This is a genomic window from Amycolatopsis sp. NPDC101161 (assembly GCF_044768185.1).
Classification (GTDB): Bacteria; Actinomycetota; Actinomycetes; order Mycobacteriales; family Pseudonocardiaceae; genus Amycolatopsis.
In genome coordinates, this window is the sequence record NZ_JBIWPI010000005.1 from 40,012 (window position 1) to 65,404 (window position 25,393).

Sequence of the window (25,393 nt, forward strand, 5' to 3'; positions counted from 1 at the left end):
CCTATTCACCACTGGCAGGGGAGGTCAGCCCGGATCACGGTCGGCCCGCCCACCGGGCTGACGACGGTGATCACGCCGTCGATCGTCGCGGCGCGGTCGGCCAGACCGGCCAGCCCGCCGCCCGGACGCACCTCGGCGCCGCCGTGACCGTTGTCGGTGATCTCGACGACGACGTGGTCGTCGGTCCGCCACACCTTCACGCCCGCTTCGGACGCTCCGGAGTGCTTCGCGATGTTCGTCAGCGTTTCGCCGACGATGAAGTACGCCGTCGTCTCCACCGCCGCCGGCGGCCGCGGCTCGACGTCCACGTGGACGTCGACCGGGATCGGCGACTTCGCCGCCTGCGCCGACAGCGCCGCGTCCAGCCCGCGGTCGCCGAGCACCGCCGGGTAGATGCCGCGCGCGAGGTCCCGCAGCTCCGACACGGCGAGCTTCGCGTCCGAGTGCGCCTCGTCGATCAGCTCCCGCACCGCGGCCGGGTCGTGGTCGAACTTCGACTTGGCCCGCCCGAGGCTCATCGCGACCGCGACCAGCCGCTGCTGCGCGCCGTCGTGCAGGTCACGCTCGATGCGGCGCCGCTCCGCCTCGGCGGCGTCCACGCCCCGCGCCCGCGAAGCCTGCAGCCGCTCGGCCTTCTGCTCGAGCCGTTTCGTGCGGTCCGGGCCCAGCAGCGCGATGCCCAGTTCGCCGTGCAGCCAGCCCAGCCACGGTGTCACCCAGACCGCCATCGGCAGCAGCACGATCGACGCCAGCGCGATCCCGACCTCCGCGCACGCCAGCGGGAACGCCGCCATCAGGTACGCGAGGTCACGCCACGTCGTGGCATCGCTCAGCCGCACCATCCACCGCCGCAGCAGCGGCTGGCCCTCTTCGTAGGGCCGCCGCTGCACCGGCGGCAGCGGCACCCGCAGCATCTTCCCCAGCCAGTTCCGCTCGCGATCGCCCGACCAGCGGATGAAGCTCGTCGTCGCCAGCAGGATCGGGAACCCGATCCACACCACCGCCGTCGCGACCCCCACCGCGATGCCCGTCACGATCAGCACGAACTGCAGGATCCGGAAGAAGAAGCTGACGATCATGTACACGATCGTGCGAGCCGGGTGCGGCCGCGGGTGCTCCAGGGGTTGCGCCTCGGTCATCCCGCCACCAGGTTCTTCTCTTCCGCGTCTTCCCACCAGCGCTCCATCCGACGGCGCTGGGCCACGGTCGTCCCCAGCAGCGCGTTCGCCAGCCGGGCGTGCATCCCGGCGAGCGCCTTGGTCAGCGCCACCGACAACGCGATGAACAACACCCCCAGCGCTGCCCACGGTAGCGCTTCCACCGTCGAATCCACGGTCAGCCACCGCAGCTCGTCCGACGGGAAGTAGTACGCGCCGCCCGGCAGCCACCGGAAGTAGATCGGCAGGCCGGCCAGCGCCAGGCTCGTCGACCAGAACGTCGTGACCAGCACGAACTCGATGATGCCGAGCGGGAAGAGCAGGAAGAAGTAGGCGAGGTCCCGCCACGTCGACGGGTCCTTCAGCCGAGCCTTCCACCGGTCCTTCTGCCCGTGCGCGGGCAGCGGCAGGTAGGGGAGGTCGATGTACCGGTCCAGCAGGGCGTAGACCCGGGCGCGTTCCAGCCGTCCGGCCCCCCGCACCGCCAAGACCAGCAACGCGAGCAAGCCGACGCCCACCCACACGACGGCGGTCCCAAGCCCGGCCGCCGCGAACGCCGTCAAGAAGACGAACGCCAGCACCCCCACCGGCAGGTTCATCAGCAAGAACACCACCGAGCCACCGAACGGCGGATCCCGCCTCACGCTACCCATCACCGGGCTCCCTTCTGCTGGAGTCCAGGGTCGTCGTTCGGGGCCGCGGGCGACATGGTGCGCGCGGGCATCCCCGCGGTAGGGCTGGCCCTACCCACCTGGAGTAAAGCGGTGGCCCCCCGCGTTATGATGTACAGGTTGTGTTCCCACCAAGGGGGTGAACGGTTTCGACTTTGGACGTTGATTCAGGAGAAGCGTGCCGGTGCAGGCGAGAGACCACCGTTAAGCGTCATCGCAACCAAATAAGCGCCGACTCCAGTCAGCGCGAGTACGCCCTCGCCGCCTGAGCGAGTGCGTCTCTGTCGGCCCGGGTTCGCCTCCGGCCCGGGTACCGGCATCAGCTAGGAGGCTCAGCGGCAGTCCCGGCCACGGGGAACTGTCGTGAAGCAAACAGTGGCTGGGCTCGTCACCTCAGCTTGTTCGCGTGACTGAGGGAGCCAAGTAGAGACGTAGCGGACTGCGCACGGAGAAGCCCTGTTGATACGCCAGAGGACCCGGGTTCAATTCCCGGCACCTCCACCTTCGAGAAGGCCCTCGCTCCTTCGGAGCTTGGGCCTTCTCTTCGGTTTCGCTCGTGTTCTCTGGGGGTCGAACCCCCAGACCCCCGCCAGGCGGGCTTCGCCCCCTGGACCCCCTTCTCCGGGGCTTCGCCCCGGGCCCCTCTCGGGATTCGGGGCTTCGCCCCTTCCTTTGGCTCAGGCTTCGCCCTTCGCCTCTGGGGCTACGCCCCTTGCCCCCTCCTCGGGGCTTCGCCTTGTCGGGGCTTCGCCCCTCCTTCTCGGCTGCGCCCGCACCCTTCCTCGGGCTGCGCCCTTCTCGGGGCTTCGCCCCTGCCCTTCGGGGGCCTTCGCCCCACAGGGATTTGGCTGCTTCGGTGGCATCGGCGGCCAGGTCGGTGGCGGCCCGTCTCGGCTCGTTCGCCGGCTGGTGGGCGCCGTGGAGCTTCGCCTCAGGCTCTGCTCGGGACTCGTGGGTCCGCCCGGGCCCGCTCGGGTGTCGGGGCTTCGCCCCTCTTGGGCTCAGGCTTCGCCTTCATCTTGGGGCTCCGCCCGACTGCCTGGCTCGCATGTCAGGGCTTCGCCGTGGCTTCGGGGCTTCGCCCCGCACCCCGCCTCGGGGCCTGGCCCGCACCGCCTCCGCGCGGCCCCGGCAGGCGTCCTGCGGCTTGCCACGCGAGCCGAAACGAGAACAGGCACCGACGAGGACCCAGACTCCCCCGCACCCCGATCCGAAGCCAGAACACGGCCGGCAGCGCCGGGTCAAGGCATCTTTCCCGCCTTGACGCGGTGTTGCCGGCCGTAGTCACAATGACAGCTTCGGGGTGCCGGAAAGGGGCTACGGGAACTGCCCTCGCCTCGCCACGGGCCAGGGGGCGGATGGGTGCGAAATCGGGATACCGACGGCGGTAAGAGGGCGATGGGCGCACAGGGCGGGAGCCAGGGGCGGGTTCGGGGAGCCAGCCGCGGTAAGAGGGCGAGGGGTACACAGGGCGGGAGCCAGGGGCGGGTTCGGGGAGCCGCCCACGGCAAGAGGGCGAGGGCTACGGGCGCACAAGGCGCGAGCCAGGCGCGGATTCGGAGAGCCGACCGCGGGAAGAGGGCGAGGGCGACGGGCACACCGGGCGCGAGCCAGGGGCGGGTTCGGGGAGCCGGCCGCGGCGAGAGGGCAACGGCAACAGGAACACAGTCCGCAGGCCAGGGACGGATGGACGCGAACTCGGGAAGCCGACCCCGGCAAGAGGGCGGCAGCGACAGGTACCGAAAGTACGGTCCACAGACAGGTCAGCCCCAACCCCCCTCCACCACCAAAACCTCTGCTACTCTCCGCAGCTTTCAGCCAGTGATGGGGCCCACTTGCGGGTGAAATTCTTGTGAGTGTCATGCTGAAGCCCCGACCATGGCTCCGCACCCGTGGAGTCGGAAGTAGGTGGCCAGATGACCTGGGCCCGTTCCAATGGCAGTTCCACCGCCAACGACGAAGACAGCCGGATGGGTGTTATCCGGGCTGAAGAGGCCGTTCGGCTCGCCGAACAGAACGATCGAGCCGTCATCACCGTTGCCGGTCACTCCTCGAACGTCGGGGAATGCGCTGAACTGCTCGCGATGCTCGGGCTGGATGCCGGGCGGCGGCACAAGATCGCCTGATCACGCCAGGTCCGCTGCGTGGACCACCTTGTTCCGGCCCGTCGCTTTCGCGTGGTACAGCGCTGTATCCGCCGCGTCGAGCAGGCGTTGCAACGACGTCCCCGCGTTCGGGTAGACCGCCATGCCGATCGAGGTCGACAGGCCCGTGATCGACAGTGTGCCCACCGGGACCTTCAGCGCCGCCACCGCTCGGCGGATGCGCTCGGCCACCGCTCCGATGTCCGGGTGGGCGATGCCCGGCAGCAGCACCACGAACTCTTCGCCGCCGAAGCGCCCGACCGCGTCGCCGCGGCCTCGGACGGCGGCGATGATCGCTTCCGCTACTGCCCGTAGTACCGCGTCGCCCGCCAGGTGGCCGTACGTGTCGTTCACCTGCTTGAAGTGGTCCAGATCCAGCATCAGCAGGCCGAACGTCGACCGCTGGCGGGCGGCGGCCGCCAGCGTTCGCTCCGCCAGCGCGTGCCAGCCGCTCGAGTTGTACAGCCCCGTCTTCGCGTCGCGGTGGGCCGCCACCTCCAGCTGCTTCACCAGCACCGTCCGGTGCAGCAGCAGCAACGGCGGGAGCACCAGCACGACCAGGCCCGGCAGCACCGCCAGCGCCAGGGCGTTGAGCGCGCCCAAGCAGAGCGTCGCGACCTCCAGGCCGTTGTCCCACCACGTGCCGAACAGCGCCTCCGGGGTCCGGCCGACCTCGGGGCGGGCCGGGAGCACCAGCAGGGCGTTCACCACGAAGAACGTCACTCCCGCGGCCGCGATCGCGAACGTGCCCGCCCAGCCGCGCGAGAGCGCCGCGCGTACGTCCGGGGAGCCCGAAACGCGCATGACCGCCTGGGCCGCGTAGCACGACAGCAGGATGATGGCCGCGTTGCTGACCGTCCGCGACGCCGGCACCCGCTGCAGGCGGTACCAGCTCCGGACCGCCAGATGCCCGTACAGGCCGCCGACCAGCACCGCCAGCAGCGGCGGCGGGAGCACCAGCACCCCGGCGAACGTCCAGACCGACGTCATGTTGATGTGCGGTGTCCCCGACACGCGACGGCGGATGCGCTCGACCCGGCGGCCCGTCTCCGACTGGGCGACGCCGAGGAGCAGCAGCACCAGCAGGATCAGCACCGTGCGGCGGTCGACCGCCACCGGGAACGGGCGCAGCGTCAGGGCCACCGCCGACGCTTCCGTCAGCAGGCAGTAGACGATCACGCGCGGGCTCTGGCGCCACAGCGCCCAGCGCCGTGGCACGAGCGCGTCACGAAAGTGCGGTACGCCGCGCGGGGCTCCGGCGCCGGTCCGCATACTCATGGTGTCCGGCCGGTGACGGATCCGGTCCGGTCCGAGGTGGCGAAGGGAGGCGCGCCATGTGCGGACGCGACAACTGAGGTCATGGTCCCTCCAGCCCGGCCCGGCGCCACGCCCTCGCGATCGGCACGGCCACCGCGGCGCCCGCCGCCCCGGCGACCGCGATGGTGAGCGCCGGGCTCAGCACGTCGGCGAGCGCGCCCGCCGCGGCCGCGCCGACGCCCTGCACGGTGATCAGCCCGGCCGAGTTCACCCCGGCGCACTGCGCGCGGTGCTCGTCCGGCACGCGCCGCATGAACGTCACCGTGCCGGTGATGTTGTAGCCCGTCGCCAGCAGGCCGGACGCCGCCAGCAGCAGCACCGACGCCACCAGGCCCGGCCGGAAGACGAACACCACCAGCGGCAGCCCCGCCGCGATCCCCAGCCAGCCCAGCACGCGGACCTGCGTGTGTTCGGGGATCCACTTGCCGAACACGACGCCGCCGAGCACGCTGCCCGCCGGGTCGGCCGCCATCAGCAGCCCCACCAGCGTCGCACCCGCGCCGATTCCCGCCGCGTACGGTGCCGCCAGCGCCTCCGGCACGACGTAGAACCCCGCCAGCCAGTTGAGCGCCACCAGCGTCCGCAACGCCGGGTCGCGCCAGATCAGCCGGACGCCGGCGCCGGTCGTCGCCAGCCAGGCCGGCCGCACGGCTTGGGCGATCGCGGCGCGCCGCCGGACGCCGGTGACCAGGAACAACGCCGACAGCACGAACGTCACCGCGTCGAGCGCGAGTGCCGCGGACGGCGTCAGCGCGGCGATCAGCAGGCCGACGCCGGCGAACCCGGCCAGCTGCGCGGCCTGGATCGTCACGTTCCGCAGCGCCATCCCAACCAGGTACCGCTCGCCTTCGAGCACCGTCGGCAGCAGGGCCTGCTGCGCCGCCTTGAACGGCCCGCCCAGCGCCGTCATCACCGCGACCAGCACGCACAGCACCCACAGCGGAACGCCGGGAACCGCGATGACGCCGACCAGCGCGGCGCGGGCCACGTCGGCCGCGACCATCACGTCGCGGCGCGGCCACCGGTCGCCCGCGCCGGCCAGCAGGACGCCGCCGAGCAGCGAAGGCACGTACGTCAGGGCGTAGGTAAGGCCGGTCAGGGCCGCAGACGAAGTGCGCTGGTAGACGAGGACGGCGAGCGCGACGCGGGCGAGCTGGTCGCCGCAGATGGACAGCAGCTCGGCGAGCCACATCGCCCGGAACTCGCCGACGGCGAGCACCGCGCCGAACCCCACCCGCGTCACCCGTGCGTCATCCATCGCCGGCGCCCCTCAGACCGCTATCCGGTGAAGCTCATCCAGCCGTCGATTAGTGGCTAAGCCGTGCGGCGGCCGACGAGCGGCGGCCTTACCGGAATGAGCTTCAGGCAACGGTAATAACCGAGCGGAGTGGAATCGAGCCGTTCGGTGACAGTTGCCCCGATCGCAGCAGCGCGTCAGCCCGGGTGGCCGCCGATCCGGCTGGTCAGCTCGGCCGCCGTCGCCGCCACTTCGGCCGCCAGCTCCGGCCACGTCTCCTCGCACGGCTCGGCCGCGCAGTGGTGGCGCAGGGTCACGCTGATCGCGGCCAGCGGCCGGGAGCCGTGGTCGAAGACCGGCGCCGCCACCGACGCGAACCCGGCCGTGACGTGGCCGTCCTCGATCGACCAGCCGAGCCGGCGCTCCGCGGTGAGGACGCGGCGCAGCTCGGCGAGCGTGCGCGGACCGCGACCGGTGCGGAGCACGAACGCCGACGCCGACGGGAACAACGCGCGGACGTGCGGGGCGGGCAGGTGCCGCAGGATCGCGCGGCCGGACGCGGTCAGCTGGGCCGGCAGCCGGACCCCGACCTCGGTGACGAGCGTTTCCGGACGCGCCGGGCGTTCCTTGATGAGGTATAGCGACTCGTTTCCGTGCAGGACGCCCAGGTGCGCGGTGTGGCCGACGCGGTCGACGAGCTTGCGCAGCAACGGCCCGGCCAGCCGTTCGAGGGGGTCGTGGCGCAGGTAGGCAGAGCCCAGCTCGAAGGCCGCGATGCCCAGGCCGTAGCGGCGTTCGGCGGGCAGGTGGACGACGAAACCGGCCGCTTCCAGCTCGCTGAGCAGGTGGTACGTCGTCGAACGGGGGAGACCCGCTTCGCGCGCGATCGCCGCCGCGGTCACCGGACCGGGACGCGTGGCCAGGAGGCTCAGGACCGCGAGCCCGCGGCGCAACGCCGGGACTTCGCTGCTGTCACCCATGAGCCGAGTCTAGGTCTGGGATCCCAGACGGAACCACTCCGTGGGGCATCCCACCAGCGGGAAGGACGATGTCCAATGGGCCCATGCCGGAAAAAGTGCTCCTGGGCCCGGAACCGCTGACCGCCGCCCAGGTCGTCGACGTCGTCCGCGGGTACGCGCCCGTCGGGCTCACGGACGCCGCCGAGAAGAACCTCGCCGCGACCCGCCAGCACATCGAGAACCTCGCCCACGCCGTCACGCCCACCTACGGCGTCTCGACCGGCTTCGGCGCCCTCGCCACCCGCCACATCCCCGTCGAGAGCCGGACCGCGCTGCAGCGCAGCCTGATCCGCTCGCACGCCGCCGGCGCCGGGCCCGCCGTCGAGCCCGAGGTCGTCCGCGCGCTCATGCTGCTGCGGCTGCGGACCCTCGCCAGCGGCTACACCGGTGTCCGCCCGGGCACCGCGCAAACGCTTGCGGCCCTGCTCAACGCCGACATCACGCCGATCGTCCACGAGTACGGCTCGCTCGGCTGCTCCGGTGACCTCGCGCCCCTGGCCGCCGTCGCGCTCGCGCTCATGGGTGAGGGCGAAGTGATCCACGCCGGTCAGCTGAAGCCCGCCGCGGAAGCGTTGAAGCAGGCCGGGATCGAGCCGGTCGTCCTCGCCGAGAAAGAGGGCCTCGCCCTCACCAACGGCACCGACGGCATGCTCGGGATGCTCCTGCTCGCCGCCGCCGACCTGCACAAGCTCTTCGACATCGCGGACCTCACCGCCGCGATGAGCGTCGAGGCGCTGCTCGGCACCGACCGCGCGTTCGCCGCCGACCTCCAGGCCCTCCGGCCGCACCCCGGGCAGGCCACGTCCGCCGCCCGGATGTGGCAGGCGCTGCAGGGCTCGAAGATCGTCGAGAGCCACCGCGGCCCGGACTGCAACCGCGTCCAGGACGCCTATTCGCTGCGCTGCGCCCCGCAGGTGCACGGCGCCGCGCGCGACAGCCTCGCCCACGCCGAGCTGGTCGGCGAGCGGGAGCTGATGTCCGCTGTGGACAATCCCGTCGTCCTCGCCGACGGCCGCGTCGAGTCCAACGGCAACTTCCACGGCGCGCCCGTCGCGTACGTGCTGGACTTCCTGGCCATCCCGATCGCCGACGTCGCCAGCATCGCCGAGCGCCGCACCGACCGGATGCTCGACAAGGCGCGCTCGCACGGCCTGCCGCCGTTCCTCGCCGACGACCCCGGCGTCGACTCCGGCCACATGATCGCCCAGTACACGCAGGCCGCCGTGGTCAGCGAGCTGAAGCGGCTCGCCGTGCCCGCGTCCGTCGACTCCATCCCGAGCAGCGCCATGCAGGAGGACCACGTCTCCATGGGCTGGTCGGCCGCGCGGAAGCTGCGCAAGGCCGTCGACGGCCTGACCACCGTGCTGGCCATCGAGCTGCTGACGGCGGCCCGGGCGCTGGACTTCCGGGCGCCGCTGGAGCCGTCGCCGGTCACCGGCCGCGTCCGGGACCTGCTCCGCACGAAGGTCGCGGGCCCCGGTCCCGACCGCCACCTGGCGCCCGAGATCGCGGCCGCCGAAGAACTCGTCCGCTCCGGCGCCGTCCTCGACGCCGCCCGTCTGGAGGTCTGATGTCCCGCGTCGTCCGTGCCGCCCGCGGCACCCAGCTCACCGCCAAGTCGTGGCAGACCGAAGCCGCGCTGCGGATGTTCCACAACAACCTCGACCCCGACGTCGCCGAGCGTCCCGAAGACCTGGTCGTCTACGGCGGCACTGGCAAGGCCGCCCGCAACTGGGCCAGCTTCGACGCCATCACGCGCGAACTGACCACTTTGGACATCGACGAGACGCTGCTCGTCCAGTCCGGCAAGCCGGTCGGCGTGTTCCGCACGCACGAGTGGGCGCCGCGCGTGCTCATCGCCAACTCGAACCTGGTCGGCGACTGGGCTACTTGGCCCGAGTTCCGCCGCCTCGAGCAGCAGGGCCTGACGATGTACGGGCAGATGACCGCGGGCTCGTGGATCTACATCGGCACGCAGGGCATCCTCCAGGGCACGTACGAGACGTTCGCGGCCGTCGCGAAGAAGAAGTTCGGCGGGTCCCTGCGCGGAACGTTGACCGTGACCGCCGGCCTCGGCGGCATGGGTGGCGCCCAGCCGCTCGCCGTGACCATGAACGACGGCGTCGCGCTCGTCATCGAATGCGACCCGCAGCGCGCGCACCGCCGCGTCGAGACGCGCTACCTCGACGAGGTGGCCGACGACCTCGACGACGCCATCGCCCGCGTCACGAAGGCCAAGCAGGAGAAGCGGGCGCTGTCCGTCGGTGTCGTCGGCAACGCCGCCGAGGTGCTGCCGGAGCTGCTGCGCCGGGGCGTCGAGGTCGACATCGTCACCGACCAGACGTCGGCGCACGACCCGCTTTCCTACCTGCCCAAGGGCATCAGCGTCGACGACTGGCACGACTACGCGGCCAAGAAGCCCGACGAGTTCACCGACCGCTCGCGCGAGTCCATGGCCGACCACGTCGACGCGATGCTGGGCTTCCTCGACAAGGGCGCCGAGGTCTTCGACTACGGCAACTCGCTGCGCGGCGAGGCCAAGCTCGGCGGCTGCGAGCGCGCGTTCGACTTCCCGGGTTTCGTGCCCGCCTACATCCGCCCGCTGTTCTGCGAGGGCAACGGCCCGTTCCGCTGGGCCGCGCTCTCGGGTGACCCCGAGGACATCGCCGCGACCGACCGGGCGATGCTGGAACTGTTCCCCGAGAACGAATCCCTCGCGCGCTGGATCCGGCTCGCCGGCGAACGCGTGGCGTTCCAGGGACTTCCGGCCCGGATCTGCTGGCTCGGCTACGGCGAGCGGCACCTGGCCGGCCTGCGGTTCAACGAGATGGTCGCCAGCGGCGAGCTGAAGGCGCCGGTCGTCATCGGCCGCGACCACCTCGACTCCGGCAGCGTCGCCTCGCCGTACCGCGAGACCGAAGGCATGGCCGACGGCTCCGACGCGATCGCCGACTGGCCGTTGCTCAACGCGCTGGTCAACACCTCGTCGGGGGCCAGCTGGGTGTCGATCCACCACGGCGGCGGCGTCGGCATGGGCCGGTCCATCCACGCGGGCCAGGTCAGCGTCGCCGACGGGACGGAGCTGGCCGCGCAGAAGCTGGAGCGCGTGCTCACCAACGACCCGGGCATGGGCGTCATCCGGCACGTCGACGCGGGGTACGACCGCGCGGCCGAAGTCGCCGACGAGCGCGGCGTGCGGGTGCCGATGCGGGAGGACGCGTGACCGCTTCCGGGTTCCTCGACGAGATCGGCGACGTCGGGCGCGACCCCCAGCGCGGCGGCTACTCCCGGCACGCCTTCGACGGGCCGGAACAGGACCTGCGCGCGTGGTTCGTCGAGCGCGCGCTGGGCCTCGAACTCGACGTCGAAACCGACCGCAACGGCAACATCTGGGCGTGGTGGGGCCCGCCGGGGCGGAGCGCCGTGGTCACCGGCAGCCACCTCGATTCGGTGCCCGGCGGGGGTGCGTTCGACGGCCCGCTCGGGGTCGCGAGCGCGTTGGCCGCGGTGGAATCCCTGCGGGCCAAGGGGTTCCGGCCGCGCAAGCCGCTCGCCGTCGTGGTGTTCGTCGAGGAGGAAGGTGGCCGGTTCGGCGTCCCGTGCCTCGGCTCGCGGCTGCTCACCGGCACCATCGACGCCGACAAAGCGCGCAACCTGCGGGACGCCGACGGCGTCACGTTCGCCGAAGCGGCCGCGAAGGCCGGCTTCGACCCGGCCCGGATCGGGCCGGACGCGGAGCGGCTCGACCGGATCGGCCGGTTCGTCGAACTGCACGTCGAGCAGGGGCGCGGGCTGATCGACCTCGGCGCGCCGGTCGCCGTCGGCAGCACGGTGATCGCGCACGGGCGGTGGCGGTTCTCCTTCACCGGCCAGGGCAACCACGCCGGGGCGACGCTGCTGGCCGACCGGGCCGACCCGATGCTGCCCGCCGCCGCGACGGTCACCGCCGTCCGGCGGCTGGCGCGTGCGGTGCCGGACGCGCGGGCGACCGTCGGGCGGCTGGTCCCGACACCGGGCGGCACCAACGTCATCGCGTCCACAGTGGACCTGTGGCTCGACGCGCGGGTGCCGGGCGCGGGCACGCCCGGGCTGGTCGGCGAGATCAGCCGCGCCGCCGCGGCCGCCGCCGAGGAGGAAGGCTGCCGGGTCGAGGTGACCCGGGAGTCCTATTCGGACGATGTGGTGTTCGACGATCGGCTGCGCGACGACCTCGGCGGGTGGCTCGGCGGGCCGCCGGAGCTGCCGACCGGCGCCGGGCACGACGCCGCGATCCTCGCGGGGTTCGTCCCGGCCGGGATGCTGTACGTGCGCAACCCGACCGGGATCAGCCACTCGCCCGAGGAGTTCGCCGAAGCCGACGACGTCGAAGCGGGCGCGGCGGCGCTGGCCACGGTGCTGGAACGGCTCGCGCGATGACCTCCGGCGCGCGGGGGCGCCCCCCGTTTCCAGCCTATCGCCCGGCACCGACAGTTTTCTGGTGCGAGCAGGCCTGGCTGCCGGACGGGATCGCGTCCGGCGTGCGGATCGACGTCGCCGGCGGCCGGGTCACGGGCGTGGCTCCCGGGGCGCCGCGGACCGGCGTCGTCCTCGAAGGACTGACGTTGCCCGGGTTCGCGAACGGGCACTCGCACGCCTTCCACCGGGCGCTGCGCGGCCGGACGCACCACGAGCGCGGCACGTTCTGGACGTGGCGCGAGCGGATGTACGCCCTGGCGTCCCGGCTCGACCCGGACGCCTACTACCGGCTGGCCCGCGGGGTCTACGCCGAGATGGTGCTCGGCGGGTACACGAGCGTGGGGGAGTTCCACTACCTGCACCACGCGCCCGGCGGGAAGCCGTACGCCGACCCGAATGCGATGGGGGAGGCCCTGCGCCAGGCCGCGGCCGACGTCGGGATCCGGCTGACGCTGCTCGACACGTGCTACCTCGCGGGCGGCATCGGCGTCGAGCCGGACGAGGTCCAGCGCCGGTTCTCCGACGGCTCGGCTTCGGCGTGGGCCTCGCGGGTCGCCGCGCTCGAGGAAGACGACCTGTTCCGCGTCGGGGCGGCCATCCACTCGGTGCGGGCGGTCCCGGCAGCCGAACTGTCGCTTGTGGACAGCAAGCGGGTCGTGCACGTCCACCTGTCGGAGCAACGAGCCGAGAACGAGCAGTGCCGGGCCGCCTACGGCCGCACGCCCACCGAGCTGCTCGACGAGCACGGCGTGCTGACCGACCGGCTGGTCGCCGTGCACGCCACGCACCTCACCGCGTCGGACATCGACCGGTTGCGTGGCGCGCGGGCGTGCTTCTGCCCGACCACCGAACGCGACCTCGGCGACGGCATCGGCCCGGCCCGCGCCCTGCGGGACGCCGGGGTGCGGCTGGGCATCGGCAGTGACAGCAACGCCGTCGTCGACGCGTTCGAGGAAACGCGCGCGCTGGAGCTGGACGACCGGCTGGCCAGCGAGGAACGCGGCCGGTTCACCGCCGAGGAGCTCCTGGAAGCGGGCACGGACCACGCGGCGATCGGGTGGGACGGGGTCGGCGCGCTCGCCGAGGGGGCGGGCGCGGACTTCGTCACCGTGGCCCTGGACTCGGTCCGGACGGCCGGGATCGAGCCGTCCGGGGTCCTGTTCGCGGCTTCGGGCGCCGACGTCCGGGACGTCGTCGTCGCCGGCCGCGAGGTCGTGCGGGACGGCGCGCACCTGCTCATCGACCGACCGGAAACCCTGCTGGCGAAGGAGATCGAGGCACTGTGGCAGTCCTGATCACGGGCATCGGCGAACTCACCACCAACGACCCCGCGCTGGGCCGGCTGACCGACGCGGCCCTGGTGCTGGACGGCTCGCGCGTCGCATGGGTGGGGGCCGCCGGTCAAGCTCCGGCCGCCGACGAGCGCGTCGACGTCGAGGGCCGCGCGGTGCTCCCCGGCTGGGTCGACAGCCACACGCACCTCGTCTTCGCCGGCGACCGCACGGCCGAGTTCGAGGCGCGGATGGCCGGAAAGCCGTACACGGCGGGTGGAATCGCGGTCACGGTCGGTGCGACGCGGGAGGCGTCCGACGAGCAGCTGGCCGCGAACCTGCGCCGCCACGTCGACGAGGCGGCCCGGCAGGGCACGACGTGCCTGGAGACGAAGACGGGCTACGGGCTGACCGTCGCGGACGAAGCCCGCAGCGCCCGGATCGCCGCGGAGGTCGCCGACGAGGTGACGTTCCTCGGCGCGCACCTGGTGCCGCCGGGTGCCGACGCGGAGTCCTATGTGGACCTGGTGTGCGGCGAGATGCTCGACGCCGTCGCGGGAAGCGTGCGCTGGGCCGACGTCTTCTGCGAGACGGGAGCGTTCGACGAGGCCCAGTCGTCGCGGGTGCTGAAAGCCGCCGCTGAGCGCGGGCTCGGCCTGCGCGTGCACGGCAACCAGCTCGGCGAAGGCCCCGGCGTCCGGCTGGCGGTGGAACTCGGCGCGGCGAGCGTCGACCACTGCACCTACTTGAGCGACGCCGATGTCGAAGCCTTGGCCGCGTCGGAGACCGTGGCGACTTTGCTGCCCGCGTGCGACTTGTCGACCCGGCAGCCGTTGGCCCCGGCGCGGCGGCTGCTCGACGCGGGCGCGACGGTCGCGCTGGCCAGCAACGCCAACCCGGGCAGCTCGTACACGACGTCGATGGCGTTCTGCGTCGCGACGGCCGTGCTGCAGATGCGGATGACGATCGAGGAAGCGGTCTGGGCGGCGACGGCGGGCGGGGCGCGTGCCTTGCGGCGCGACGACGTCGGCGTGCTGCGGCCCGGCGCGCGGGCCGACGTCCACGTCCTCGACGCGCCTTCGGTGACGCACCTGGCCTACCGGCCCGGCGTGCCGCTCACGAAAATGGTGTGGCGCGCCGGAGATCGGGTGCGCTGACGTCGGAACCGAGGACGCGCGAAGACACAGTCTGGTATGGGTTAGTCCGGGCGGCAGCGGCAGGCTCGCGCACGGGTTGCGCCCGGAACTGCACCAGCTCTTCCGCGCCACCGCCGGACGGGCGCTGCCGCACACGAACGTCTACGACGACCAGCTGCGGCTGCTCACCCGCCTGGAAGACAAGGGCACCCACCTCAACATCAACCGCTTCACCCTGCGGCAGCACCTGCCGCACGCCGAGGTCGTCGACGCCGGGCTCGTGCACCTCTACGGCCGGATCCCGCTCACGCCGGAAACCCGGGCGCTGTTCGAGCCGGAGATGTTCGCGGTGTTCTCGATGATGGTCGGCCCGGACCGGACGATGGCCGGGTTCGCGCCGGTCGACTACCCGGAACCGGTCGCCGACGCCGGCGAACTGCAGGAGGTCGCGCTCGGCCTGGTCGACGGCTGGCACCCGCTGGCCCGCGCGATGGTCGAGCACTGGGACGTGTCCCGACGACGTTCCCGCAGCCGATCCGCACGAGCGTGCCGATCGGGCCGCGGGAACCCGCTCAGAGCGGGAGCGTGAACGGCGTGCACTTCGGCGTGTAGGACGAGTCGAGCGCGTGCAGGATCAGCCCGGTGACGTTCGGGTCGACCGCCTGGCTCAGGTGGCCCGACGCGTCCGAGCCGCAGAAGTCCTGCAGCACGATGTCCGTGGTGCCCGGCTCGTTCATGATGCCGCTCGTGTACGGCGTCACGACCTCGTCGTACTTGCTCACGATGCTCGTGTACGTCGGTCCGGCCACGTGGACGCCGCCGCGGGCGAGGTCGTCGAGGAACGCCGAGGGCGCCAGGTACTCGGTGCACGCGCCGCACGCCGTCTTCAGGATCGCGCCGAGGCCGGGCACGGTCGTCAGCAGGGCCTTGGCTAGTGCGTCGAGGCCGCCGAGCGTCGTGCCGCGGTAGTTCGCGCCGAACCCGACGAAGTGCGCGACCTTCGCCGCGCCGCCGCCGAACTTCAGGTAGTACGCGGGCATCGTGCTGCCCTCGGAGTGGCCGACGATGTCGACCTTGGCGGCGCCCGTGGCCGACCGGACCTCGTCCACGAACCGGCCGAGCTGCGCGGCGCTGTCCCGCATGGACGCGAGCCCGCCGACGCCGGGGCCGAGGACGCCGGTGCCGTAGGTCAGCGAGAAGACGCAGTAACCCTGGGCGGCGATCTTCGGGGCGTGGAAGAACCAGTTGACGGAGTCGTTCGCGCCGAGCCCGTGCACGAGCACGACGGGCTCCGGGTGCGCGGCCGCCGGGCGGCACCCCCAGTCGTTCCAGCCGCTGTCCGGCGCCGCGTCGGCGACCGCCGGCGCGACCGCGCCGAAGGTGAGCGCCGCGGCGAGCACGGCCAGGGTTCGCTTGACACCGCCGTTGGTGACCCGCATTCCGTTGCCTCCAGTTACCCGTCAGTACGTGATGCAGATCATGATCGGTCACATCCCGCCGGAGGCGACCTGGGAGAACGCTCAGAGATGGCACCGGTTCTTTGTGTCAGGTCACAATCAGGCCGAGTGCGTTCCCGGCCGATCATCTCTTCGACTGTTCCGACGACGTGACAGGGTGACGACATGCGACGGCTGTGGCTCGTGGCGCTCTTGACGGTCCTTTTCGTGACTCCGCAACCCGCGCAAGCCGCGGCGGTGCACTGGGACCAGCCAGGTCCCTACGCCGTCGTCAGCGAGGCCCTCGACGCGACCCACACCGTCTTCCGCCCGGCCGATCTCGGCGGCGTCAAGCACCCGGTGCTCGTCTGGGGCAACGGCACCGGCGCGGTGCCCGCCGTCTACGCGGGGCTGCTGCGGCACCTCGCGTCCTACGGCTTCGTCGTGGCGGCCGCCGACACGGTGAACTCCGGAACCGGCCGCGAGATGCTCGACGGCGCGCGCACGCTCGTCGCGGAAAACTCCCGGCCGGGCAGCGCGTACTTCGGCCGGATCGACACCGCGCACATCGGCGCGACCGGGCACTCCCAAGGCGGTGGCGGGGCCATCGCCGCGGGCGCCGACCCGCTCGTCACCACCACCGTGCCGATCGAGCCGGGACCGCTCGGGTCCGTCGAAGCGCTGCACGGCCCGGTGCTCTTCCTCGGCGGCCAGCTCGACGTCGTCGTGCCGCCGGCGCTGCTGGTGATCCCGCGCTACAACGCCGCGTCGCAGGTCCCCGCGGTCTACGGGGAGCTCGCCGGCGCCACCCACTTCACGCCGGCCGGCGACGGCGGCGGCTTCCGCGGCGCGATCACCGCGTGGTTCCGCTACTGGCTGGCGGGCGACGAGCAGGCGCGCGGTGTCTTCTTCGGGCCGGGCTGCACGCTGTGCGCCGACCCGGCGTGGTCGAAGGTGCTACGCAACGCCAAGGCGCTCGAAGTCTGACGCCTTGCGGACGCCGACCGCGATCCCCGTCAGCGCGACCAGGCCGCAGAGCCACGCGAACCAGTCGCCGAACCGGGCGTACGGCGTCTTCCCCGGCCCGATCGGGACGTCGGCGACGACCACCGTGAAGGGGCCGCCGCCGGTGTGGGCGTCGGCCAGCACGTGGCCCTGGGCGTCCGCCAGCATCGGCGTCCCGCGGGCCGCGCTCCACGCCACCGAGAAACCGTTTTCGACGCCGCGGATCAGCGCCGTGCGGCTGTGCGCCCAGCCGTCGACGTCCTCGTCGGAGGCCGGGATGAGCACCAGGCCCGTGCCGGCCTCGCCGTATTCGCCGCCGGGGTCGGCGAAGTTGACGTCCATGCACACCATCAGCCCGATCCCGGCGAGGTGCGCGAGCTGCGTGCCGGAGGCGAGGTTCGGCGAATCCCCGTTGTGCCACTTGCGGTATTCGACCGACGCGCCGGACGGCGGCACGGCGAGCGCCGCGTTGAACCGGCCCTCCGGGGTGGTGTCGAGGACGCCGGTGACGACGTCGAGGTCGCGCGCGCGGGCCACCTCGGTGAAGGCTTCGACGAGCCGGGGCCGGCTGGCCTGGTCCACCGCGAAGGCGGCTTCGGGGAGCACGACGGCCTGGACGCCGTCCGGCAGCCGGCTCATCCGGTCCACATAGGACCGGATGAGCGCTTGGCCGTCCGGCGTGGCGACGTCGACCGCCCAGCGGCTCTGCCCGGGCGCGACCAGGGCGACGCGCGTCGTCGGCCCGGTGCGAGCCGGCGTGCTCCAGAAGACCAGCGCGCCGAGCGCGGCGGCGACGGCGACCAGCCCGGTCAGCCGGGCTCGGACCCGGACGCCGGGGGCGAGCGCGGCGGCGACCGCAGCCGGGACGAACAGCACGAGGAACTCGACGCCCCAGCCGCCGGTGACCGCGGCGAGCCGCAGCACGGCCGGCCGGTCGGCCTGGGTCGTCATCAGGGTGTCCATCAGGCCGGTCGGGTTGAGCAGCGAGACGCCGTAGAGCACGACGGTCCACAACGCGGGCGCGGCGAGCGCGGCGAGAAAGCGGTTCCCGCGGCGGACCAGGAGCCGGAAGAGGCCGGTGGAGAGCGCGAACAGCAGCGCGCTGCCGCCGAGGATCGCGAGTGCCGCCGGGCGCGGGACCGCCAGGGAATGCCAGAAGTAGCTCCAGCTGCCGGCGCTGCCCGCGAGGTAGGCGGCGAACGCGCAGAGCAGCGCGATCCCGCCGTGGACGCGGGGCGCGAGCAGCAGGATCGGCAGCGGGGCCAGCCAAGCCAGCTCGGGCACCGGATCCAGGCCGGTACCGAAGAAGAACAACAACGCCGACGCCGTCGTCGCCAAGATCGCCTTCATGGTGCCCCTTTCGCCCGGCTCCGACGCTCCCAGGCGAACCGGGCGACGGCACTGGGCCAGACCACCGGGTTCGCGGTGGGGCTGTCCCCACCCCGGTTCATCGAGAGTTCAGGCAGCCGTCACACGACAGGGATCGGCGGCTGTCGCGTCGGTCAGTAGCGTTGCTAACGAACAGTCTCCGGCTTCGGAAGAGGGCCGCCATGGACTTCTCACTGATCGTGCTGGTGGTGATCGTCGCGGCGCTCGCCTTCGACTTCACCAACGGCTTCCACGACACGGCCAACGCGATGGCCACCTCGATCGCCACCGGCGCGCTGAAACCGCGGATCGCGGTCGCCGTGTCCGCGGTGCTGAACCTCGTCGGCGCGTTCCTCTCGGTCGAAGTCGCCAAGACGATCTCCGGCGGGATCGTCGACGACACGAAGGTGACCCCGGTGATCATCTTCGCCGGCCTGGTCGGGGCGATCGTGTGGAACCTGGTGACCTGGCTCATCGGGCTGCCGTCGAGCTCGTCCCACGCTCTCTTCGGCGGGCTGATCGGTGCCACCTGGATCGCCTCGGGCTCCGACGCCGTCCACTTCGGGAAGGTCGTCGAGAAGGTCCTCATCCCCGCGCTCGCCTCGCCGATCGTCGCCGGGATCGTGGCGACGCTGGGCACGTTCCTCGTCTACCGGATCACCGCGCGGGCGAAGCAGGACACCGTGGGCCGGACGTTCAAGGCCGGCCAGATCGCCTCGGCGTCGCTGGTCTCGCTCGCGCACGGCACGAACGACGCGCAGAAGACCATGGGCGTCATCACGCTGACGCTGATCGCGTCCGGCTCGCTCGCGCCGAACTCGGGCCCGCCGGTCTGGGTGATCCTGACCGCGGGCACCGCGATCGCGCTCGGCACCTACCTCGGCGGCTGGCGGATCATCCAGACGATGGGCAAGAAGCTCACCGAAATCCAGACGCCGCAGGGGTTCGCGGCCGAAACGAGCGCCGCGGCCGTCATCCTGACCTCGGCGCACCTCGGGTTCGCGCTGTCCACCACGCACGTCTGCTCGGGCGGCATCATCGGCTCCGGCCTCGGCCGCAAGCTCGCCGAGGTCCGCTGGGGCGTCGCGGGCAAGATGGTGCTGGCCTGGGCGCTGACGCTGCCCGCCGCCGCGATCGTCGGCGCCATCGCCGCCGAGGTCTCGACGCTCGGGACCTGGGGCACCGTCCTGGTCGGCCTGGCCGGGGTCGTCGTCGCGCTGGGCATCTACCTCGCGTCGAAGCGGAACCCGGTCAACGCCCACTCCGTCACCGAGTCCGAGCCGGTCACGCAGCCGGCCAACGCCTGAGGAGCGCCGTGCACATCGATTGGGGTTCCCTCGGTCTCGTCTTCGTCGTCGCGCTCGGCTCGGTCGTCGTGCTGACGAGCCTCTTCTCCTTCGGGGTGGTCGGGCTCTCGCAGCGCGAGTCGGCCCGCGAGAGCGGCGCCTCGGGCACCGGCCCGCTGGCCGGCGCGGTCATCTGCTTCGCCCTGTGCGCGGCGATCGTCGGCTACGGGATCTACTTGATCGTCGCCTGAGCGCGTTCCCGGAACCCGTCCGGGAGCGCGCCGAGCATCGGTTCCAGCGTCGCGCGACGTGCGTCGCCGAGGTGGTTCAGCAGGTCCAGCGCCGGGGTCCACAGGTCTTCGTCGGCCCCGGCGGCGGTGATCAGCCGGCCGAGCCGGTGGGCCGGGAGCAGGCCGACGACGTGGTCGATGCGGTTCTTGTCGTCGAGCACGAACGCGATCCGCAGCAGGCCCGGGTCGTCGATCTCGTCGAGGGCGCGGCGCACGGTCGGGTCCGGCAGGTGCCCGACGAACCGGCCGAGCGTGATCCAGTCCTCCTTGCGCGCGAGCTCGTTCGCGACGGCGAGGACGGTGTCGAGCGGGATGCGGGAGATGATCGCGCTCGCGCGCCGCGGGTCGAGCTCGGCCGCGACCTCGGCGAGGAACCGCGGGGGCAGCCGCTTGGCGACGTCGACCCCGCGCGCGACGTCGACCACCCCGGCGATCCGGGCGCACAGCAGCGGGCCGAACACCTTCTCGGCGATCTTGGCGAGCACGCCGCCGGGCAGCAGCCGCGCGGCCAGGGCCATCCGCTGCAGTACGGCGATGTTCGCGTCGAACAGCGTGTCGGTGACCTGCTCGCGGAACGCCCGGAGGTCACCGGCGTCGACGCGGGCGAGGTACTCGAGCCGCGCGGGCTCGACGTCGAGGACGCGGGCGAGCTTGAGGATCTCGGCTTCGGATTCGTAGTTCGTCACAGCTTTGTTCGTCACAGCCCGACTGCCTTCCGGACCGCGCCGCGCAGCAGCGCGGGGACGTACCGGAGGCCCTCTTCGCCCGCTTCGGCGAGCGCTTTCGCCTGCCGTCTGCGCGCGTCGCGCAGCGCGTCGGCGAGGTCCTGCCGCTCGTGCTCTTCGAGGGCCTCGATGCCGCCGGGGAGGGTGCCGCCCAGCTGTTCGGCGAGTGTGCGCTCGGCCATGGTGGATCATCATGCATCATGCGGGGCATGACCATCGAGACGTCCACCGTCGGTGTCGGCGACCTTTCCGCGTACCTGGCCCGCCCCGACGGCGGCTCGGCACGCGGGATGCTGCTCCTGCCGATGATCACCGGCATCGGCGCGCAGGTCCGCGCCTGGGCCGACGAGCTGGCCGGCCGCGGCATCACCGCGCTGACCTGGGACGTCTTCCACGGCGCGAGCACCGACAACACGTCCCGCGAGGAGCTCGGCGCGAAGCTGGGCGAGCTGCGCGACGAGGCCGCGTTGGGGGAGCAGACGGCGTTGCTCGACCACCTGCTCGGCGACCTCGGGTGCACGTCGGCCGGGGTCATGGGGTGGTGCCTCGGCGGCCGGTTCGCGCTCCTGCTCGCGGCCCGTGACCAGCGGCTTTCCGGCGTCGTCGCCTACCACCCGACGGTCCGCGACCCGGCGCCGCCGAACCACGAGCTGGACACGGTCGATTTGTCGACCCGGATCACGGCGCCGGTGCTCGTCGCCTACCCGGAGGCCGACGCCGTCGTCTCGCACGAGACGTTCGGCCTGCTCCAGGCCGCGCTCCAGTCGCGGGCGCGCGGCGCGACGTTCACCCAGCACTTCCCGGGCGCCGAGCACGGCTTCAGCGACTCCTCGCGGCACGGCACGACCGTCAACGCCGAGGCGTTCGCGCTGTCCTGGCCGCAGACGCTCGCTTTCGTGGACACCTTGACTTTCGGCAGTGGTCCCGCCCGGTGACGGGCTTGTAGCTTCGGTCCGGTGCGAGAGGTGACGAAGCGCAGGTGGCGAGCGGTGCTCGACGTGCTGCTCGGGCTGTTCCTGGCGTTCATCGTCGCTACGGACACCGTCGGCTCGCGGTCGTACTGGGAGCTGGCGGCCGGACTCGCCGTCGTCGCCGGATCGGTCGCGACGGCCCGGCGGTACCCCACCGTCTCGCTCGGCATCGCGGCGGCGGGGGCCCTCGCTGTGCCGTTCCCGTACCGCGACCGCGTGCCCGTCTGGGTGGTCTTCGTGCTGGTGGCGATGTGCTACCAGGCCGCGTTGCGGATGGAGCGGCCTCGTGACGGCCTGCTGATCGGCGCCGCCGTGGTGGTGCTCGGCCTGCCCTTGGCGCTGGTCGTCGGCCCCGACGGCGTCGGCGACTGGGCCGCGATGGTCGCGATCCTCGTGTTCGCCGGGCTGTCGCCGTGGCTGCTCGGCCGGTACGTCCGGCTGCGCGGCGACCTGGCCCGGACGGGCTGGCGGCGCGCGGAGGAGATGGAGAGCCGGCAGCGGCTGGTCGCCGACCAGGCCCGGCTGCGCGAACGCGCGCGGATCGCCAGCGACATGCACGACTCGCTGGGCCACGAGCTCAGCCTGATCGCCGTCCGCGCGGCGGCGCTGGAGGTCGCGGGCGGACTCGACGACGTCCAGCGCGACGCGGCCGCGCAGCTGCGGACCAGCGCCGCGGCCGCGACCGAACGGCTGCGCGAGATCATCGGCGTGCTGCGCGAGGACGCCGCGCCGGTCGAGCCGGTGCAGGGCGACCTCGCCGAGCTGATCGCCCGGGCGCAGGCGTCGGGCCTGTGCATCGATTCCACTGTGGACACCTCGGTGGCGCCGCCGATGGTGGCGCGGGCCGCCTACCGCGTCGTGCAGGAAGCGTTGACGAACGTGGCGAAGCACGCGCCGGGGGCCGCGGTCCGCGTGCGGGTTTCGAGTAGCGCCAACGAAACTCGCGTGAGCGTTGTGAACGCGCGGCCGCCCGCGGGGCCGCTGCCCGGGTCCGCGTCGGGTCACCGGGGCCTGATCGGGTTGCGGGAGCGCGTCCGGCTCGTCGGCGGGACGTTGCAGGCCGAGCCGCACGAAGGCGGGTTCGCCGTCACCGCGACGTTGCCGCACGACGCCGCGCCGGTCGAGGAGACGCCGGAGCTGCGGGAGGCGGCCGACGACGCCGTCGGGCAGCCGACGTCCGCGCGGGCGCTGGAGCTGGCCCGCCGGGACGTCCGGCGCAGCCTGGTGCTGGCGGTCGCCGTCCCGCTGGCGTTGTTCGGGCTGGTCCTCGCGGTCGGCGGGATCGCGTTCCTCTACCAGTGGAACACCTCGGAGCTGCCCGGCCCGGTCTACGACGGGATGCGGATCGGGCAGGCCCGCGGTGAGCTGGCGCTGCCGGAACGCCAGCGCGTCGCCCGTCCGACGCGCGGGGAGCCCGCTCCGCCGCCGGGTGCGCAGTGCGAGTACTACGGCGCCGGGCGGTCGTTCCTGAACGACGACTACGCCGCTTACCGGCTGTGTTTCGCCGAGGGCAAGCTGGTTTCGAAGGACTGGTTCGCCGAGGGGGGATCGTGATCAGGGTCGTACTGGCCGACGACGAGGCGATGATGCGGGCGGGGGTGGCGGCGATCCTCGGCGCGGACCCGGGGATCGAGGTCGTCGCCGAAGCCGCCGACGGGCGGGCGGCGGTGGCCCAGACCCTCGCCACGCACCCGGACGTCGTGCTGCTCGACATCCGGATGCCCGGGCTGGACGGGCTGGGCGCGGCCGCCGAGATCCGGCGGGTGCTGCCGTCGACCGGCGTCATCATGCTCACGACGTTCGGCGAAGACGAGTACATCGAGCGCGCGCTGGGGCTCGGCGCGGGCGGGTTCCTGTTGAAGTCGGGTGACCCGCGCGAACTGCTGGCCGGCATCCACGCGGTCGCCGACGGCGCGGCGTTCCTCTCGCCGAAGGTGGCTCAGCGGGTGATCGCGCGGCTGTCGGGCGGCCGGCTGACCCGGGCCGCGGCGGCGCGGTCGAAGGTCGGCCTGCTGACGCCGCGTGAGCGGGAAGTGCTGACGTTGCTGGGTTCCGGACTGTCCAATGCGGACATCGCGGCGAAGATGTTCGTCGTCGAGGGGACGGTGAAGGCGCACGTGAGCACGATCCTGGCCCGGCTCGGGGTGAAGAACCGGGTGCAGGCGGCGATCACGGCGTACGAGGCGGGACTGGTCGGGGGAGACGCGGAGGCCGCCACCCCGTGATGTCACGTCCTATGTAGACTGTCGCTTTCGCTGGGAGAGCCTTCAACAGGGCGGTGCGGAGTTTGACGGCGACCGGGTTGGCCAGCTGCGAGGTGAGCTTGCCCATCCGGACCGACTCGCGGACCACTTTCTGGCTGCGTGGCCTTCGTTGTTCGTCGTAGGCCTTGACTGCTTTTGTTGTGTCCTGTTTGGACAGCTCGTAAGCCAGGACGGTCGCGTCTTCGATGGCTTGGCAGCCGCCTTGGCCGAGGAACGGCGGCATGGCATGGGCGGCGTCGCCGAGCAGGGCAATCCGGCCTTTCACGTAGGTCTTGAGCGGCGTGGCGAGGTAGTAGAGGTCGTGGTGGAGCACGGATTCTTTCGGCGTGGCGTCGATCAGGGCGGGGATGGGGTCGTGCCAGGTTGCGACTTTGCTCCGGAGGTCGTCCGGTCGGCCGCCGGGTTCCGTGACGTAGGAGACGAACCAGTAGACGTCGCCACCGGTCAGCGGGAGGACGCCGACTTCGGTACCGCGGTCGAAGCTGGTGCCGAGCCGGGCGCCGGGGAAGTGTGTGACGCCGCGGAAGGCCGTGCTGCCGGAGTAGACGGGGCCGGGGTGGTCCGGGAAGAGCGCGCGGCGAACCGGGCTGCGAATGCCATCGGCGGCGACGACGAGGTCGGCCTGGAGTTCTCCGCCGGTGAAGCGGACTCGCCCGTCTTCGTGGACTTCGGTGACTTCGGCGCCGGTCTTGAGGCTTTCGGCCGGGACGGCGTTCTTGAGCGCGGCGATCAGGTCTTTCCGGTGGATGGCGCCGAGGGAGCGGCCGTGGAGGCGTTCGAAGGCGTCGGCGTCGAAGCGGGTGATTTGCCGGCCGCTTTTGTCCCGGAACCCGCCTTCCCGCTGTGGGGCGAGGTGTTCTGTCAGGTCGACACCCAGCTCGTCGAGGCAGCGCAGGGCGTTCGGCCAGAGTGAGATCCCGGCGCCGACGTCGCCGAACTCGTCGGCCTGTTCCAGGACGGTGACGGTCCACCCGATCCGGTGCAGCCCGGCGGCCGCGCTCAGGCCCCCGATCCCCCCGCCGACGACAACTGCGTGCATGGGGGTGACTCTACACCTGTAGAGTGTTTCTGTGGAGCGGATCCAGGTGATCGCCGACGCGGCGATCGAGGTGATCGCCGCGTCGGGCATGCGCGGGCTGACCCACCGGGCGGTCGACCAGGCGGCCGGGTTGCCGGTGGGGTCGACGTCGTACTACGCGCGTACGCGGGCGGCTTTGTTGTCGTTGACTTTCGCGCGGATTCTCGAGCTGGATCAGGTTTCTTCGCCGTCGGGTGGGTTGGCGGAGTCGATCGCCGATTACGCGTTCGAGGCGGTTACTTCCGGGCGGGCCCGGATGTTGGCGCGGTACGAGTTCGCTTTGGAGGCGACTCGGCGGCCTGAGTTGCGGGAGCAGTACGACTCGGGTGGGGCGGTGATCCGTCGTGCCGCGGTGGAGATGTTCGCGGCGGCGGGGTCGATCGATCCGGTGCGGCACGCGGGGTTGGTGGTGGATTGGATGGAGGGGACGATTTTCGGGGCCTTGGCGGGGGCTTCGGCTCCGCCTTCGCTGGAGTCCCTGGTGACTAGTGCGCGGGAGATCCTGCGGGGTATCGGGGTGGGCTGAAGCTGGCGCCGGTCGGGCTGGCTCGCGATGGTGCTCG

24 protein-coding genes and 1 other RNA gene are annotated in these 25,393 nt (G+C 72.3%); 15 read left to right on the forward strand and 10 right to left on the reverse strand.

The genetic code is table 11. The annotated features are described in order from the left end of the window. Nucleotides 1-5 precede the first annotated feature (5 nt). Nucleotides 6-1,139 carry a sensor histidine kinase gene (locus ACIRSS_RS33810; RefSeq protein WP_400902063.1) on the reverse strand — a complete coding sequence of 378 codons (1,134 nt, stop codon included), beginning with the start codon at nucleotides 1,137-1,139 and terminating at the stop codon, nucleotides 6-8. After that, nucleotides 1,136-1,810: a sensor domain-containing protein gene (locus ACIRSS_RS33815; RefSeq protein ID WP_400902065.1), complete on the reverse strand. Its 675-nt coding sequence runs from the start codon at nucleotides 1,808-1,810 to the stop codon at nucleotides 1,136-1,138. Before ACIRSS_RS33815 ends, ACIRSS_RS33810 begins: the two co-directional genes overlap by 4 nt. 153 nt (nucleotides 1,811-1,963) lie before the next feature. On the opposite strand from ACIRSS_RS33815, the gene ssrA reads away from it, so the two are divergent. Then, nucleotides 1,964-2,332: a transfer-messenger RNA gene (ssrA, locus tag ACIRSS_RS33820) on the forward strand. Nucleotides 2,333-3,744: 1,412 nt separating this feature from the next. Continuing rightward, a complete protein-coding gene (locus ACIRSS_RS33825; RefSeq protein WP_364369526.1) occupies nucleotides 3,745-3,954 on the forward strand; it encodes a hypothetical protein in 210 nt (69 codons plus the stop codon). Here ACIRSS_RS33825 and ACIRSS_RS33830 read toward each other — a convergent pair whose 3' ends face one another. The 3 genes from ACIRSS_RS33830 to ACIRSS_RS33840 all read right to left on the reverse strand — a co-directional run bounded on the left by ACIRSS_RS33830 (nucleotide 3,955) and on the right by ACIRSS_RS33840 (nucleotide 7,506). Further along, nucleotides 3,955-5,244 carry a diguanylate cyclase gene (locus ACIRSS_RS33830; protein WP_400902068.1) on the reverse strand — a complete coding sequence of 430 codons (1,290 nt, stop codon included), beginning with the start codon at nucleotides 5,242-5,244 and terminating at the stop codon, nucleotides 3,955-3,957. It abuts the gene before it with no gap. A gap of 85 nt (nucleotides 5,245-5,329) precedes the next feature. Further along, on the reverse strand, nucleotides 5,330-6,547 hold the full coding sequence (locus ACIRSS_RS33835) for an MFS transporter (RefSeq protein WP_400902070.1): 1,218 nt from the start codon (nucleotides 6,545-6,547) through the stop codon (nucleotides 5,330-5,332). A gap of 176 nt (nucleotides 6,548-6,723) precedes the next feature. Then, a complete protein-coding gene (locus ACIRSS_RS33840; protein WP_400902073.1) occupies nucleotides 6,724-7,506 on the reverse strand; it encodes an IclR family transcriptional regulator in 783 nt (260 codons plus the stop codon). A gap of 83 nt (nucleotides 7,507-7,589) precedes the next feature. Here ACIRSS_RS33840 and hutH point away from each other — a divergent pair, with 83 nt between their 5' ends. The 6 genes from hutH to ACIRSS_RS33870 all read left to right on the forward strand — a co-directional run bounded on the left by hutH (nucleotide 7,590) and on the right by ACIRSS_RS33870 (nucleotide 14,996). Further along, nucleotides 7,590-9,116: a histidine ammonia-lyase gene (gene hutH, locus ACIRSS_RS33845; RefSeq protein ID WP_400902076.1), complete on the forward strand. Its 1,527-nt coding sequence runs from the start codon at nucleotides 7,590-7,592 to the stop codon at nucleotides 9,114-9,116. Further along, a complete protein-coding gene (gene hutU / locus ACIRSS_RS33850) occupies nucleotides 9,116-10,768 on the forward strand; it encodes a urocanate hydratase (protein ID WP_400902079.1) in 1,653 nt (550 codons plus the stop codon). The genes hutH and hutU overlap by 1 nt, the downstream gene beginning before the upstream one ends. Continuing rightward, on the forward strand, nucleotides 10,765-11,961 hold the full coding sequence (locus ACIRSS_RS33855; RefSeq protein WP_400902082.1) for an allantoate amidohydrolase: 1,197 nt from the start codon (nucleotides 10,765-10,767) through the stop codon (nucleotides 11,959-11,961). Before hutU ends, ACIRSS_RS33855 begins: the two co-directional genes overlap by 4 nt. Before the next feature lie 101 nt (nucleotides 11,962-12,062). Further along, entirely contained in the window at nucleotides 12,063-13,295 is a 1,233-nt protein-coding gene (locus ACIRSS_RS33860; protein WP_400902085.1) for a formimidoylglutamate deiminase, read from the forward strand. Continuing rightward, nucleotides 13,283-14,428 carry an imidazolonepropionase gene (gene hutI, locus ACIRSS_RS33865; protein WP_400902088.1) on the forward strand — a complete coding sequence of 382 codons (1,146 nt, stop codon included), beginning with the start codon at nucleotides 13,283-13,285 and terminating at the stop codon, nucleotides 14,426-14,428. Before ACIRSS_RS33860 ends, hutI begins: the two co-directional genes overlap by 13 nt. 76 nt (nucleotides 14,429-14,504) lie before the next feature. After that, nucleotides 14,505-14,996 (forward strand): hypothetical protein, encoded by a 492-nt coding sequence (locus ACIRSS_RS33870; protein ID WP_400902090.1) that lies wholly within the window; start codon nucleotides 14,505-14,507, stop codon nucleotides 14,994-14,996. On the opposite strand, the gene ACIRSS_RS33875 is transcribed toward ACIRSS_RS33870, so the two are convergent. Next, nucleotides 14,980-15,846: an esterase/lipase family protein gene (locus tag ACIRSS_RS33875; protein ID WP_400902093.1), complete on the reverse strand. Its 867-nt coding sequence runs from the start codon at nucleotides 15,844-15,846 to the stop codon at nucleotides 14,980-14,982. The two genes, ACIRSS_RS33870 and ACIRSS_RS33875, sit on opposite strands and share 17 nt — an antisense overlap. Before the next feature lie 183 nt (nucleotides 15,847-16,029). Between ACIRSS_RS33875 and ACIRSS_RS33880 the strand changes: the two genes are divergently transcribed. Next, entirely contained in the window at nucleotides 16,030-16,830 is an 801-nt protein-coding gene (locus ACIRSS_RS33880; protein ID WP_400902095.1) for an acetylxylan esterase, read from the forward strand. On the opposite strand, the gene ACIRSS_RS33885 is transcribed toward ACIRSS_RS33880, so the two are convergent. Continuing rightward, nucleotides 16,801-18,198 carry an acyltransferase gene (locus ACIRSS_RS33885; protein WP_400902098.1) on the reverse strand — a complete coding sequence of 466 codons (1,398 nt, stop codon included), beginning with the start codon at nucleotides 18,196-18,198 and terminating at the stop codon, nucleotides 16,801-16,803. The two genes, ACIRSS_RS33880 and ACIRSS_RS33885, sit on opposite strands and share 30 nt — an antisense overlap. A gap of 200 nt (nucleotides 18,199-18,398) precedes the next feature. Between ACIRSS_RS33885 and ACIRSS_RS33890 the strand changes: the two genes are divergently transcribed. Together ACIRSS_RS33890 and ACIRSS_RS33895 are read left to right on the forward strand one after the other, a co-directional pair. Beyond that, nucleotides 18,399-19,523 carry an anion permease gene (locus ACIRSS_RS33890; protein WP_400902101.1) on the forward strand — a complete coding sequence of 375 codons (1,125 nt, stop codon included), beginning with the start codon at nucleotides 18,399-18,401 and terminating at the stop codon, nucleotides 19,521-19,523. Nucleotides 19,524-19,531: 8 nt separating this feature from the next. After that, complete coding sequence (locus tag ACIRSS_RS33895; RefSeq protein ID WP_400902104.1) at nucleotides 19,532-19,753, forward strand: hypothetical protein; 222 nt, start codon at nucleotides 19,532-19,534, stop codon at nucleotides 19,751-19,753. Here ACIRSS_RS33895 and ACIRSS_RS33900 read toward each other — a convergent pair. Both ACIRSS_RS33900 and ACIRSS_RS33905 read right to left on the reverse strand, forming a co-directional pair. Further along, nucleotides 19,735-20,493 (reverse strand): hypothetical protein, encoded by a 759-nt coding sequence (locus ACIRSS_RS33900; protein ID WP_400902107.1) that lies wholly within the window; start codon nucleotides 20,491-20,493, stop codon nucleotides 19,735-19,737. The two genes, ACIRSS_RS33895 and ACIRSS_RS33900, sit on opposite strands and share 19 nt — an antisense overlap. Beyond that, a complete protein-coding gene (locus ACIRSS_RS33905) occupies nucleotides 20,490-20,699 on the reverse strand; it encodes a hypothetical protein (protein WP_364459724.1) in 210 nt (69 codons plus the stop codon). Before ACIRSS_RS33905 ends, ACIRSS_RS33900 begins: the two co-directional genes overlap by 4 nt. 27 nt (nucleotides 20,700-20,726) lie before the next feature. Between ACIRSS_RS33905 and ACIRSS_RS33910 the strand changes: the two genes are divergently transcribed. Genes ACIRSS_RS33910 through ACIRSS_RS33920 form a run of 3 tightly spaced genes read left to right on the forward strand, consistent with a single transcriptional unit; the run spans nucleotide 20,727 to nucleotide 23,713 of the window. Then, entirely contained in the window at nucleotides 20,727-21,452 is a 726-nt protein-coding gene (locus ACIRSS_RS33910; RefSeq protein WP_400902111.1) for a dienelactone hydrolase family protein, read from the forward strand. 21 nt (nucleotides 21,453-21,473) lie between these two features. Beyond that, nucleotides 21,474-23,042, forward strand: coding sequence for a sensor histidine kinase (locus ACIRSS_RS33915; protein ID WP_400902114.1), 1,569 nt, complete (start codon nucleotides 21,474-21,476; stop codon nucleotides 23,040-23,042). Then, nucleotides 23,039-23,713, forward strand: a complete 675-nt coding sequence (locus ACIRSS_RS33920) for a response regulator (protein WP_400902117.1) — start codon at nucleotides 23,039-23,041, stop codon at nucleotides 23,711-23,713. Before ACIRSS_RS33915 ends, ACIRSS_RS33920 begins: the two co-directional genes overlap by 4 nt. On the opposite strand, the gene ACIRSS_RS33925 is transcribed toward ACIRSS_RS33920, so the two are convergent. After that, entirely contained in the window at nucleotides 23,658-24,791 is a 1,134-nt protein-coding gene (locus tag ACIRSS_RS33925; protein ID WP_400903991.1) for an FAD-dependent monooxygenase, read from the reverse strand. The genes ACIRSS_RS33920 and ACIRSS_RS33925 overlap by 56 nt on opposite strands. Nucleotides 24,792-24,822: 31 nt before the next feature. Here ACIRSS_RS33925 and ACIRSS_RS33930 point away from each other — a divergent pair, with 31 nt between their 5' ends. Further along, nucleotides 24,823-25,356, forward strand: a complete 534-nt coding sequence (locus tag ACIRSS_RS33930; RefSeq protein ID WP_400902120.1) for a TetR/AcrR family transcriptional regulator — start codon at nucleotides 24,823-24,825, stop codon at nucleotides 25,354-25,356. Nucleotides 25,357-25,393: the final 37 nt, after the last annotated feature.